14 protein-coding genes are annotated in these 12,395 nt (G+C 30.2%); 2 read left to right on the forward strand and 12 right to left on the reverse strand.

Going from position 1 to position 12,395, the window contains the following annotated elements; genetic code table 11:
• Window positions 1–9: 9 nt before the first annotated feature.
• The 10 genes from nadD to Q1A46_RS09020 all read right to left on the reverse strand — a co-directional run bounded on the left by nadD (window position 10) and on the right by Q1A46_RS09020 (window position 7,062).
• Window positions 10–594 carry a nicotinate (nicotinamide) nucleotide adenylyltransferase gene (gene nadD / locus Q1A46_RS08975; RefSeq protein ID WP_299676918.1) on the reverse strand — a complete coding sequence of 195 codons (585 nt, stop codon included), beginning with the start codon at window positions 592–594 and terminating at the stop codon, window positions 10–12.
• Window positions 595–609: 15 nt separating this feature from the next.
• Window positions 610–1,200 (reverse strand): guanylate kinase, encoded by a 591-nt coding sequence (gmk, locus tag Q1A46_RS08980; protein WP_299676921.1) that lies wholly within the window; start codon window positions 1,198–1,200, stop codon window positions 610–612.
• Window positions 1,200–2,066 carry a YicC/YloC family endoribonuclease gene (locus Q1A46_RS08985; protein ID WP_299676924.1) on the reverse strand — a complete coding sequence of 289 codons (867 nt, stop codon included), beginning with the start codon at window positions 2,064–2,066 and terminating at the stop codon, window positions 1,200–1,202. Before Q1A46_RS08985 ends, gmk begins: the two co-directional genes overlap by 1 nt.
• A 30-nt stretch (window positions 2,067–2,096) precedes the next feature.
• Complete coding sequence (locus tag Q1A46_RS08990; RefSeq protein ID WP_299676926.1) at window positions 2,097–2,996, reverse strand: DMT family transporter; 900 nt, start codon at window positions 2,994–2,996, stop codon at window positions 2,097–2,099.
• A 125-nt stretch (window positions 2,997–3,121) separates the two neighbouring features.
• Complete coding sequence (locus Q1A46_RS08995; protein ID WP_299676928.1) at window positions 3,122–4,018, reverse strand: alpha/beta hydrolase; 897 nt, start codon at window positions 4,016–4,018, stop codon at window positions 3,122–3,124.
• Between the two features lie 14 nt (window positions 4,019–4,032).
• Entirely contained in the window at window positions 4,033–4,404 is a 372-nt protein-coding gene (locus Q1A46_RS09000) for a DUF2200 domain-containing protein (RefSeq protein WP_299676931.1), read from the reverse strand.
• Window positions 4,405–4,445: 41 nt separating this feature from the next.
• Entirely contained in the window at window positions 4,446–4,961 is a 516-nt protein-coding gene (locus Q1A46_RS09005) for an alpha-ketoglutarate-dependent dioxygenase AlkB (RefSeq protein WP_299676934.1), read from the reverse strand.
• Between the two features lies 1 nt (window position 4,962).
• Entirely contained in the window at window positions 4,963–5,820 is an 858-nt protein-coding gene (locus Q1A46_RS09010; RefSeq protein WP_299676937.1) for an alpha/beta hydrolase, read from the reverse strand.
• 50 nt (window positions 5,821–5,870) lie between these two features.
• Entirely contained in the window at window positions 5,871–6,458 is a 588-nt protein-coding gene (locus tag Q1A46_RS09015; protein WP_299676939.1) for an RDD family protein, read from the reverse strand.
• A gap of 64 nt (window positions 6,459–6,522) precedes the next feature.
• Window positions 6,523–7,062: an HD domain-containing protein gene (locus Q1A46_RS09020; protein ID WP_299676942.1), complete on the reverse strand. Its 540-nt coding sequence runs from the start codon at window positions 7,060–7,062 to the stop codon at window positions 6,523–6,525.
• A 242-nt stretch (window positions 7,063–7,304) separates the two neighbouring features.
• On the opposite strand from Q1A46_RS09020, the gene Q1A46_RS09025 reads away from it, so the two are divergent.
• Window positions 7,305–10,631: a hemopexin repeat-containing protein gene (locus tag Q1A46_RS09025; RefSeq protein ID WP_299676945.1), complete on the forward strand. Its 3,327-nt coding sequence runs from the start codon at window positions 7,305–7,307 to the stop codon at window positions 10,629–10,631.
• Window positions 10,632–10,791: 160 nt separating this feature from the next.
• Window positions 10,792–11,088 carry a hypothetical protein gene (locus Q1A46_RS09030; RefSeq protein ID WP_299676947.1) on the forward strand — a complete coding sequence of 99 codons (297 nt, stop codon included), beginning with the start codon at window positions 10,792–10,794 and terminating at the stop codon, window positions 11,086–11,088.
• Here the strand turns inward: Q1A46_RS09030 and Q1A46_RS09035 are convergent.
• Together Q1A46_RS09035 and Q1A46_RS09040 are read right to left on the reverse strand one after the other, a co-directional pair.
• Window positions 11,085–11,777, reverse strand: coding sequence for a hypothetical protein (locus Q1A46_RS09035; RefSeq protein ID WP_299676950.1), 693 nt, complete (start codon window positions 11,775–11,777; stop codon window positions 11,085–11,087). The genes Q1A46_RS09030 and Q1A46_RS09035 overlap by 4 nt on opposite strands.
• The gene (locus tag Q1A46_RS09040) at window positions 11,770–12,318 is read right to left on the reverse strand and encodes an RNA polymerase sigma factor (RefSeq protein WP_299676952.1); all 549 of its coding nucleotides are present in this window, start codon (window positions 12,316–12,318) and stop codon (window positions 11,770–11,772) included. Before Q1A46_RS09040 ends, Q1A46_RS09035 begins: the two co-directional genes overlap by 8 nt.
• Window positions 12,319–12,395: the final 77 nt, after the last annotated feature.

The raw sequence follows: 12,395 nt of genomic DNA on the forward strand, positions 1-12,395 counted from the left end.
ATAGGACAACTATTTTTTATAAAAGTTCATCTCATCTATGTATTGCCAAACTTCAGCAGTTAGTAATGGTTTAATATTTTTATTTTCCTTTATAGCATTACGAATCATTGTAGAAGAAATCTCAACAATTGGGGCATTTACACGATGAATTTTCGGGTGATTATCAAATTGAGTTTCTACTTTTCCTTCAGAAATTCTCGGATAAACATATACTTGATGTTCTTGCAAAATTACCTCGTAGTTTTTCCATTTATGAAGACTTTTTAAATTGTCTTCTCCCATAATTAAACTGAAATTGTAATTTGGGTATTTATCAGAAATATGTGCTAAAGTATGAACTGTATAATTCGGTTGAGGTAATTTAAATTCTATATCTGAAGGAGAAATTTTATCGTAATCTTCAGTAGCTTTAAATACCATTTCTAAACGATGATGATTATCAAGAAGAGAGCTTTTTTTCTTGAAAGGATTGTGAGGTGTAACAACCATCCAGATTTCATCCAAATCAGAATTCTCTACCATATGATTGGCAATAATTAAATGCCCAATATGAATAGGATTAAATGTTCCGAAGTATAATCCGATGTTTTTCATGAACTCTTTTGACTTCTAATTTTTATCTAAACCAATAAAGTCTGAAACTAGATCTTCTGCTTCTTGTAAAGCTGTACTTAAATCGTAGTTTTTAATAATAGTATCAAACTGAGGCGCAGTAGCTAATTCAACAGAAGCTTTAGCAATTCGCATGTTGATTTTATCTTCGCTTTCTGTTTTTCTTTCCTTTAAGCGTCTTTTTAATTCATCAACACTTGGTGGTTTTACAAAAACAGCTAATGTTTCTTCAGGAAATTTCTTCTTAATACGTAATCCACCAGCAACATCAATATCAAAAATCACGTGTTTTCCTTCAGACCAAATACGTTCTACTTCTGTTTTTAAAGTTCCGTAGAAGTTTTCAGTATATACTTCTTCCCACTCTAAGAATTCTTCAGCTTTTATTTTCTGAATAAATTCATCTCTTGAGATAAAATAATAATCAATTCCATCTTTTTCTTCTCCACGTGGAGCTCTAGAAGTAGCAGAAATTGAAAACTCTAAATTAAAACGTTCCTGTGCTAATAAATGACGAACAATTGTTGTTTTACCAGATCCAGATGGTGCTGAAAACACAAATAATTTTCCTTGAAACTCTTTCGCCATTATAATACGTTTAATATTTGTTCTTTAATTTTTTCTAACTCGTCTTTCATTTGAATCACTACTTTTTGTAACGGAGCATAGTTTGCTTTCGATCCAGTAGTATTAATTTCTCTTCCAATTTCTTGAACGATAAATCCTAATTTTTTTCCGTTAGAGTCACTAGTATCTAAAGTTTGTAAGAAATAATCTAAGTGATTTGCTAAACGAACTTTTTCTTCGTTAATGTCTAACTTTTCTAAATAGTAAATTAATTCTTGCTCAAATCGGTTTTCATCAACTTCAACTTTTAATTCATCTAAAGCTTTTCCTAAACGTTGTTTTACGTTTTCAATTCTTTCACCGTCCATTTCATGAACTTGAGCCAAACAACTTTTAATATTGGTAATACGTTGTTTAAAGTCAATCTCTAATGAAGCAGCTTCATCAATTCTATATTGAACAATATCTTTTAAAGCAGTATCGATATGACTTTCAATTTCACTCCATTCATTTTCATCTAATTCTTCACGCTCAGTTTTTAAAGCATCTGGCATACGAACAGCCATTTCTAATAACTTCACATCGTCAGAAGTACCAACAACTACAATATCTCTAAGTTGATCGATATATTTATTTACAACAGCCTTATTTATAGAAGAAGAAGTTTCATCAGCAGTGATTTCAACATAAATAGAAAAATCAACTTTACCTCTTACTAATGCTGAAGCTAGTTTTTTTCTGATGCTTAATTCTTTCTCTTTGTAGTATGAAGGAATACGGGTATTGATATCTAAATTTTTGCTATTAAGTGATTTAATCTCAATAGTTACTTTTTTAGTAGGAAGTTGTAATACGGATTTACCGTATCCTGTCATTGATTGAATCATAGGTTGTTTTTAATTGGCTGTAAAGATACATTATTTGCTTGTACTCTCGGCAGTTTGTTTAGAAACCAAGTATACACCAATAAATATTAAAATACTTGCTAAGATTTTAATCGTATTTAATTGATCACTTCCTACCAATAATGCATAAATACTAGCGACAACAGGTTGTAAATAAATGAAAACACTTACTGTTGTTGGTTTTAATTTTGATAATGCAAATAGATTGAAAAGATAAGTGATACAAGAAGCAAATATGACAACAAATCCTATTCTTAAATAACCTGATGTAGGAATAATCGTCCATTGTACTTCAGAGAATTCAGCTATTCCAAAAGGAAATACAAAAATACATCCGAAGAAATATAGCCATCTGATAAATGTAACCGGTTTATATTTTGCAACGACTTTTTTAACAATAACCAAGTACATTCCGTAGGATGCCGCATTAATAAATACTAAGAAGTTTCCTAACATCATGTTTTTAGCATCTGCACCTGGTTCTGTTCCGTAAACAATAAGAACGACTGCACCGATTAATCCGATAATAACACCGATGATTTTGGTTAATGTTGGACGTTCTTTAATTAAAATACTCGAAAAAATAAGCACTAAAATAGGTGAAGTTACCATCATTACAGATGCACTAATTGGTGTTGTATAATTTAAACCTTTAAAAAAGGTAAGCATGTTTAATGCAATACCGAAGAAAGCTGATAAGGCAATGGTTTTATAATCACCTTTTTCAATTTTATCGTTTTTAATAAATAAACTTAAAAACCAAAATACAGCAGCAGCACCAAATACTCTAAGAAAGATAAAACCAAAAGGTTTTACATAATGAGGCATTACTTCTTTGGCTACGGTAAAAGTAACTCCGTAAATAATAGTAACAATAGAAACTGCTAATAACGCTATAACTCTAGTGTTCATTTTACTCGTTTATTTGAATTAAGCGGCAAAGGTCGAACAATTTTTTAATTAGAGTGTTGAAATGTTTGAATATTAATTTGAATATTAACTAGAAGATGTTTTTTGATAATATCTTATTCAAGAAATTAATTTGAATTAAAATTCTGTAATAGAAAATTTAATAATTCCGATTGATATTTTTCTCCTCCTTTTTCAAATAAATCTAAATGTCCACCATCTTTCACTGGAATAAACTTTTTATCGTTTGATTTAAGGTTTTCGAATAACTCTTTACCAAAATTAAAAGGAATATTCTGATCTGCATCTCCGTGAGCAATCAAAACTGGTTGCGTAATATTTGTAACTGATTGGATAGGTTTTACTTTATTTGGATTAAAATTAGCAATTTGTCCTGCTCTTTTTAAACTGAAATCGGATAAGAATTTTATTCCAAAACCTTTGAGTAAGTTCTTTTTGTATTGAAAAACAATTTCATTTAATGTTGTAAATGTACTTTCTATAATACCAAATTGAATACGTTTATCTTTTTCTAAAGCTTGAATAGCAATGGCGCCACCTAAAGAATTTCCCCATATTCCAACTTTTAGGTTATGTTTTTTTTGTTTGATGAAATCTACAATTTTAGACACATCATGTTTTTCATAAAAACCATAAGTACAGTATTTTCCTTCACTCTTACCATGAGCTCTTCCATCAAATAAAATCGATTCAATTCCTAATTCAGCTAATTTTTTTGATAGTTCTAAAAAATGTTCTTTACAACCTCCAATGCCATGAATAAAAATCAAAATTCCTTTAGAAGTTTCTTTATTAGATTTAACCCAATGTCCTTTTAAAGTTAAACTGTCTTTAGTGAGAATATCTATTTCTTCACTTTTTAATTTTAAATCTTTAGGTTGTTTATTTATACTAATTCTTTGCGGTTGTATAATAGCGTATGGAACTACAGAATGAAAAATAAAATATATTCCTAAGCTTATAAAAACCAAGAATAGAATTAAAAATTTATATCTCTTTTTCACAATTTTGTGTTGTTTTATTCTTTAGGTTTTCTCAGAATTTTCTCCATTTTACGTCCCTTAGCTAATTCATCAATAAGTTTATCTAAATAACGTGTTTGTTGAGTTAGTTTGTTAGTAATCTCTTCAACTCGATATCCGCAAATTACACCTTTAATTAAATCAGCATTCGGATTTAGATTTGCTCTTTCAAAGAAAGTTCTAAACGTTACTTTTTCATCAATCAAATTTTGTATCTGTTCAGAAGTAAAACCTGTTAACCATGTGATTACTTCGTGTAGTTCATCTACTGTTCTGTCTTTCTTTTCAACTTTAGTAACGTAATGCGGATAAACAGAAGCGAATGTCATATTAGCAATTCTTTCGTCGTGATGTGCTGTCGATTTCATGAGTATGAGATTTAGAATTCAAGAAAATAAGATAAAATAAATTATTTAATCTTCCTGAATGTCAAACTGATTCTTCCTAAATCGGTATTTGTTTTAGGTATGGCGTGTTGCCATTCTTTTTGCACAGTATCGGTCATATAGAATAAAGAACCAGAAGTTAAAAGATAATCTTTAGTAACTTCTTTTGCATTAATTTTTCTGAATCGAAGTGTACGGGTTTCACCTAAAGAAATAATTACAACACCAGTGTTTTCGTAAAGAATATCGGTTTGATCTGAATGAAATCCCATACTAGATTTTCCATCCAAATAAAAATTAAGCAAACAATTATTAGGTGTAAAACCTAACTTCTCTTCAATATTTCTGATAATAGTTTTTAGCTCGGGAATGAACTCTTGATCTGGATAACTAATTTGAGAGTAATTATAGGCAACACCAAAACTAGCTGTTTTTCGAGCTGCCATTCTTTCATCCCAATTTACGTTTGTAATTAAATGATTAAATAGTTCATTAGGATTGGCAATACAATTCTCAATATACGTAATACCTTCAATCATATTACTGAATCATTTTTAAGAAGTGATTTACATACTCTTTTTCATGATTGTAAATACCTCTAATATGCTTACCGTTAATATCCCAAAAAAGACTGTTGTTTTTTGGTGCATTATTATAAAGTTTTTTTCCTAGTTCATACCTAACTTGTTTGTCAGTTTTACTATGTGCAATTACAATTGGTATTTGTAACTCTTTAATTTCTTCTTCTGCAGGAAAATCATTGTTCATAACAATAGGAACTAACCATTTGAAATTTTCTAAATGTAAAGCTCCCGCATATTCTTTACCAATATCAGGAAAAGAACTAAAAGTCCCCTCTAAGAATAAACCTTTAATTTTATTTTGTCTTTTATTAGCTGTCATAGTCGCAAATGCACCACCGAGTGATTGTCCCCAAATTACAATAGGTTTCTCTTTTACATTTGGTAAAGCAGCGATCTTGTCAAACATGGTTAAAGCATCTTTTTGTATAATAGTAGAGTTTTTGGCTTCACCTGTAGATTTTCCAAAGTCTCTACGTTCGTAGCAAAAGATTTGAAATCCTTTGTCTAACAAAGGTTGATATGATTTTTGAACAGACATTAAATGCATTCCTTTTCCTGAAAAATGAAATATTGTTCCAATTGTAGGAATAGAATCTGGTTTAAAAAGAGCTGCGTGAATTTTGGTGTTTTTAGCAATATCAAAATAAAATTCTTCATGATTAAAATCAGATTTGAATTCGCTGTATTCTAGTCCGTTTACATGATAAATCATACCATCAGAAAATCGTGAAAATCTTAAATATAAAAGTCCTAGGATAATAATGGTAACTATTACAATTAGTAACCATTTTAAAATTTTAAAAAGTTTAGTCATCGAAAGTTTTTTTAGTAAGACGGATGAATTTAAAAGTAGGTTACAAAAAATTACGCTTTTACCACTTTTGTTTCAGAAATAGAATCGTGCCAACCTTTACTTTCTGACCCTAGAAAAGAAAAGGGTTCAAAAGGAATAAATCTGCATAAACTTCTTAAAAGTATAGTATTTAAACTAGGTTTGTTACCATTTTTATCGACTACCTTAGTTTTTGTTATGTATTTAGCAAGAGATCTACCGGTAGTTGCCTCGAATGTAGTGTAGTAAATCATACTAAAAACAAATCCCATTAAATATTCGAGTAATAAATTTTGTTGGTCAAAAATGGTTAATGAATCTGGTGAAACAACAAATAAAACTAATCCTAAGATTATACCAAAAATAAATGAGAAAATGTAGTTAAAAATAAGATCGAGAATAAAGTTAGCAAATCGAATTCCTTTATCTACTGGCTCGTGAATATTTTCGAATTCTTTAAAAAGTGCTTCATTTTTTAAGGTTATATCTTCTGAAAAAGAATCGCATGAGTTTTCGAATTCAGCAGGAGCATTAGTTAGTCCGCAAACAATTCCTTGTTTAAAATCTAATTTTTGGTTTTTACAAATTTTACAGAAGCTTAAACGTTCTTCTCTAGTCATAGTTTTTCAATTTTTGTTAGTTTAATAGCAAGCACAAAAGTAATAAAATATTGATATTAGCATTCTATTTAGATATAAATTTAGAATATGCCTTAATTTTTTCTAATAATCTGTTATTCAGGTATTCATTTTTACCACTCAACTCATTTGAAATTAATTGAGCTTCTTTTAAATAATTCTCAATTTTATCTTGATTCCAATGTTTAGGAGGTTCTTGTAAATTCGTAATTCGATCAGCTATTTTAACAATACCAATTTCTTTAGACAGTTTATTAATTCTATCTAAACTATCACGCATACGTTCCTTTTTAGTATTTAAACTTTCATTTTTGGTGAGAGCTAATACGCCTTCAGCCACAGTTGCTCCAAAATTTGATGAAATTTCTTCAAAACTAGTATCAGTATCTTCAATAGTATCGTGAAGAATAGCAGTTTGAACAGCCAAATTTATATCAAAAGACTTTGTATGATTGTAAGCAATAATTACTTCCATAACTACATTAGAAATATGTAATAAATAATTAGCCTTGGTTCCTGGTACTTGTTGATGACAGTGTTTTTCTCCTGCAAATTTCATTGCTCGTTGATATAGTTCTTGAATCATTGAGTTTTGTAGTGATTTTATTAAAATTGAAAATGAATTTTGTTCTGAAAATATAAAATATTCATTTAAAAGGTATAAAAATTAGTCAGTGTATTTCCTCAAAACTGATTAAGGTTTTTCCGTTTTAAAATTGGAGTTTTAGTCAGTTTAACTTCAGTTGTTATGCTGTAATTATTTGTTGGTAAGGTTGGTAGGTTTGTTTCGGGTATAAACTAATTAATAAATTTTTAATCAACCAAATTATGGAACGAGTAATAATTACTGGTAATGACAAGCCAGAACTAGTTGTAATTTTTAAGAAAGAAGCTAAGATTAGGCAAAAGACTACAACAGAGTTAGTTTCAAAGAAAATTTCTGCAGCAGCAATTAAGCCAATTCAGAGTATCATTAAGAAACGAAAATCGAAAATTCACCCTTTATTCAAAAAAAGTAGAATTCCGAAAACTGCAGGGAGTGTATTTAGAAAATTAAAATATGATCCTAAATCATTCTTTTTAATTGAAAGTGATCAAAAAGATTTAGAGCAATTAAAGAAAGAGTTTTTAGCTAATGATTTGGTAGAAGCGGCATATATAAAACCACCAGCAGTAGATCCTGGACAAGCAGATACAGCTACTCCAGATTTAAGTGGAAATCAAGGATACCTTAATCCAGCGCCACAAGGAGTAGATGCAAAATTTGCATGGCAATTCGGAGGAGGTAGAGGTGAAGGAATTGATATTATAGATATTGAACAAGGATTTAATTTTGATCATGAAGATTTACAAGAAGGTTTTGGTGGTTTATTAGCTGGAAATAATACAAAAAGTTCAGAAAATCACGGAACAGCAGTGTTGGGAGTAATGGGAGCAGATGATAATGGTTTTGGAATAACAGGAATTTCTCATAATTCTCATATTAGTGCTATTTCTCATAATGGTTTAGGAACTTCGCAAGCTATTATAAATGCTGCAAATCGATTAAATGCTGGTGACATTATTTTATTAGAAGTACACAGATCTGGTCCGGCAGCAAACGGTGTCAGACGAGATGGATATATAGCGATAGAATGGTGGCCAGATGATTTTGCTGCTATTGTTTATGCTACTTCTAAAGGAATTATTGTTGTTGAAGCTGCTGGTAATGGTGCAGAAGATTTTGATACAGATATTTACAATCATCCAGAACCTGGTTTTCCTTTGTCTTGGAAAAATCCTTTCAACTTAAAAAATCCACAGTCAGGAGCAATTATAGTAGGAGCAGGATCACCAAGTAGTTCAACGGATCGAACGATCTTAAGTTTTTCAAATTGGGGATCTCGAGTAGATGTTCAAGGTTGGGGAAATAGTGTGGCAACAACAGGTTATGGTAATTTACAAGGAGATTTATATACAAGTATAGATCCTTTTAATAATTGGGGAGCAGATGCCGGTTTTCCTAAGGATTTAAGCAGTGATATTGGTTATCTTGGAAATTTGGGTGATGGTATTGATGCCGCTTTATGGAGTGGAACAAACAACAAAGTTTATTTCTTTAAAGAAGAAAGATATGTTCGTATGGATGCCAATACACATACAATTGATCCTGATTATCCAAAAGATATAAAAGATAATTGGCCAGGTTTACCATCAGATTTCCAAAGGGATTTAGATGCTGCATTATGGAATAATAAAAGCAACAAAGTTTATTTCTTTAAAGGTTCTAAATATCTTCGAATAGATCCGAATAACAACTGGAAAGTAGATGCAGGATATCCTAAAAATATAGCTGGAAATTGGTCGGGTTTACCTGCTCATTTTATTACAGGAATCGATTGTGCTGTTTGGAATGATAAAAATGACAAAGTTTATTTCTTTAAAGGAAATCAGTATGTACGTATAGATCCCAATAATAGTTGGAAAGTAGATACAGGTTATCCGAAACCAATTTCAGGGAATTGGAATGGTTTCACAAATGCTTATCAAAGAGGAGTAAATTCAGGGTATTATAGTCCGATTGATAAAAAACTATATTTCAGTAAAGTTGAAGATAATTATTGGTATACAAACAGTTTCAATGGAACGTCAAGTGCTAGTCCGGTTGTAACAGGAGCGATAGCTTGTATACAAGGAAGATTGAAAGCCAGAGGTAAGACGCTTTTAACACCAACAACAGCAAGAAATATTATGAGAAACACAGGTTCTGATCAAATGCGTTTTAGTGGAAGTGTTGAAGGAAAATCACCATCGAATTGGAAAGGTTTACCAGCTAGTAATTTTGGTAGAAGTATTGATGCTGCTTTATGGAATGGTAAAAGTGATAAATTATATATGTTTAAAGGAAGCCAATATGTAAGAATCGATCCTAAAACAAATTGGAGTGTAGAACCCAAATATCCAAAACCAATTGAAGGAAATTGGCCTGGTTTCCCATCGAATTTTGAAAGTGGTGTAGATGCTGCATTTTGGAGTGATACTAATAACAAAGTATATTTCTTTAAAGATAGCGAGTATATAAGAGTAGATCCTAACAATAGTTGGAATGTAGATTCTGGTTATCCGAAACCAATTTCAGGAAATTGGCCAGGTTTACCAGCGAACTTTACAAATGGACTAGATGCTGCAATTTGGAATAGTAAAAATAAAAAGATTTATTTCTTTAAAGATGATGAGTATGTTCGAATAAATCCAAGTAATAGCTGGAGTGTAGAAGCCGGTTATCCGAAACCAATTTCAGGAAATTGGTCTGGTTTAGATGCTAATTTTACTAACGGAGTTGATGCAGTTTTATGGAGTGGAACAAATAAGAAAATTTACTTTTTCAAAGGAGAAGATTATGTGCGTGTAGACCCAAATAATGGTTGGAAACAAGATGCTGGATATCCTAAGTTAATTGCTACAAATAGAATTGGAAAACGACCAGATTTAAAAGAAGCTTTTGCAAACTTAGATATCGATTCGAATTGGCCAGGTTTTCCAAATAGTTTTGGTCAAAATTTAGACGCTGCATTGTGGGCGCATAAAAATAGCAAAGTATATTTCTTTCAAGGAAATCAGTATGTTCGTGTTAATCCAGCTAACAATTGGGAAGTAGATTCGGGTTATCCAAAATCAATTTCAGGGAATTGGCCTGGTTTTCCAGCGAGTTTTACAAATGGAATTGATGCTGCAGTTAGTAACACAGTAAATAACAAAATTTATTTCTTTAAAGGAAGTGAATATATCCGTGTAAATCCAAATAATAGCTGGCAAGTAGATCCAGGTTATCCAAAACCAATTTCAGGAAACTGGACAGGTTTTCCATCAAACTTTGAGAATGGAGTAGATGGGGCAATTTGGAGTGGAACAAATAATAAAGTTTATTTCTTTAAAGATAATGAATACATTAGAGTAGATCCAAATAATAGTTGGAATGTAGATGCTGGTTATCCAAAACCAATTGCAGGAAATTGGCCAGGAGTAAGTGCTCCATTTACCAACGGATTAGATTGTACATTATGGAACGGAAAAAGTAATAAAATGTACTTCTTTTCTGGAAGTGAATACGTGAGAATAAATCCAGCAAATAACTGGAAAGTTGATAAATATTATCCGCGACCAATTATTAAGTAGTTTGTTTAAATTTAAGTATGGAGTATACACTACTCCATACTTTTCTTAATTTTAAGAAATGATTTTCAGAAAAATCTGTCGTCTATTAATTTTATATCTAGGGTTGAGTTGTTCAACTTCAAAAAGTAAAGATTCTATAGATACAAATAATCAAATTAAAATGGATGAAATAATAGTTTACGTCGATGCAAAAGTTAACATGAAATATGACGGAAAATTCATAAGCGAAAATAAAAAAGAAGCATTACAGATAAACGAATTATTTGTTAATACAAAAGTTACTGTACAAGCTTTAACAGAGATACAAACTGAATTAAAAACCGATGCTATTTTTAGAGTATTAGTGCCAAATAATGAAACAGAACAATTGCTAGAACAATTACAAAAATTAACATTTGTAACAGGTGCTTATCATAAACCTAAAGCAGAAGATCCAGATACTATGGATTTCGATTAGTTTAGTTTGTTCAACAATCGTTTACGTTCTTTTTGTTTGAACTCCATATTTTCTTTATTCATTGTAATCAAGAGTTTTTTAGCATTAGTTTCATCTTCTTTTATTAAAGATAGAATCGTTAAATACCAAAACGTTTCGTCTTTAAATTCAAATGAATTTTGAGTTAGGTTTTGTAATATATTTTCAGCTTTAACATATTGCTTATCATTTAATAATGCCATGGCTTTATAGAATTCAATTTCAGGAGATTTCTCTTCGCTTAAAATAGCATCAAACTTTACAATAGCATTTTTATAAGACTTACTTTCATAAGCATTAAAAGCTTCGTCTAGTTTACTTTCAGAATTTCCTCTTGTAATAGGATGATGAACATTAGGATATTCTTCTAAATAAGATTCATAATTTTCACTAGACAAAAAGAGAAAATAATAACCAGTAATAAATACAACTAAAGCTGCTGCGATTTTAAGAAAAATAGGCTTTGGTTTCTTTTTGCCTTCAATATCTTTAATAAGATTACTAATTTCTTTGTCTTCATTCACTTGAAAAGCGATCATAAGATCTTCGTGAGCTTTTAAAGCAACTTGAAATTCTTCATTAGTTTCTTTTAATGAGTTAAATAGTTTTTGTTCTTCACTATTTAATGCATTCTTAAAGTGTTTTTGTATGATTTCGTCGTAATTATTCATTTTTCACTAACTCTTTAAGTTTTTTCATACATCTAGATTTATGACTACTCACTGTATTTGCATCTTTGTAATCGGTAAGATTTACAATTTCTTCAATATCTAAGTTTCGAAAATAAAACAGCTTTAAAAGAGTTCTACAAGATTCCGATATCTTTTGTAAAGCTTTACTTAATGCAATTTGCTCAATTGTTGGAGTTACAGTATCAATTTCAATACTTTCGTAGGCTTCATCTTCTCTGTCTTTTACTAAATGTATTTTTTTATTCTTTTTAAAGTGATTATAAATCTTGTTTTTTCCAATACCAAACAAGTAGGTTTTTATAGAGCTTTTGGTAATGTTTATTTTATTCTGTGTGAAACTTTTATTGAATGCAATAATAGTATCATGATAAATGTCTAAAGCATCTTCTTCACTTAACTTGTAAGTTAAAGCATACTTTAAAAAGTCGGCTCTATAATTCACGTATACCGTTCGTAAAGAATCTCTATTACCTTCTCTTAATTCTTGTTGAAGTGATATATCGTTAATGTTTCTATTCATTAGTTGCTGAGATACAGTAAATATTAACAGAAAATTTTTTTTTCTGGAAAATGTTAAGATTCGAAATAATTACAAAA

This window comes from uncultured Tenacibaculum sp. (assembly GCF_947502995.1).
In the GTDB taxonomy this organism is placed as follows: Bacteria; Bacteroidota; Bacteroidia; order Flavobacteriales; family Flavobacteriaceae; genus Polaribacter.

Coding starts and splice junctions, on each gene's coding strand:
- Q1A46_RS09015 (WP_299676939.1), bottom strand. CDS start 6,458: ATGACTAGAGAAGAACGTTTAAGCTTCTGTAAAATTTGTAAAAACCAA.
- Q1A46_RS09040 (WP_299676952.1), bottom strand. CDS start 12,318: ATGAATAGAAACATTAACGATATATCACTTCAACAAGAATTAAGAGAA.
- Q1A46_RS09005 (WP_299676934.1), bottom strand. CDS start 4,961: ATGATTGAAGGTATTACGTATATTGAGAATTGTATTGCCAATCCTAAT.
- nadD (WP_299676918.1), bottom strand. CDS start 594: ATGAAAAACATCGGATTATACTTCGGAACATTTAATCCTATTCATATT.
- Q1A46_RS09010 (WP_299676937.1), bottom strand. CDS start 5,820: ATGACTAAACTTTTTAAAATTTTAAAATGGTTACTAATTGTAATAGTT.
- Q1A46_RS09030 (WP_299676947.1), top strand. CDS start 10,792: ATGGATGAAATAATAGTTTACGTCGATGCAAAAGTTAACATGAAATAT.
- Q1A46_RS09025 (WP_299676945.1), top strand. CDS start 7,305: ATGGAACGAGTAATAATTACTGGTAATGACAAGCCAGAACTAGTTGTA.
- Q1A46_RS08985 (WP_299676924.1), bottom strand. CDS start 2,066: ATGATTCAATCAATGACAGGATACGGTAAATCCGTATTACAACTTCCT.
- Q1A46_RS09035 (WP_299676950.1), bottom strand. CDS start 11,777: ATGAATAATTACGACGAAATCATACAAAAACACTTTAAGAATGCATTA.
- Q1A46_RS09000 (WP_299676931.1), bottom strand. CDS start 4,404: ATGAAATCGACAGCACATCACGACGAAAGAATTGCTAATATGACATTC.
- Q1A46_RS09020 (WP_299676942.1), bottom strand. CDS start 7,062: ATGATTCAAGAACTATATCAACGAGCAATGAAATTTGCAGGAGAAAAA.
- Q1A46_RS08990 (WP_299676926.1), bottom strand. CDS start 2,996: ATGAACACTAGAGTTATAGCGTTATTAGCAGTTTCTATTGTTACTATT.
- gmk (WP_299676921.1), bottom strand. CDS start 1,200: ATGGCGAAAGAGTTTCAAGGAAAATTATTTGTGTTTTCAGCACCATCT.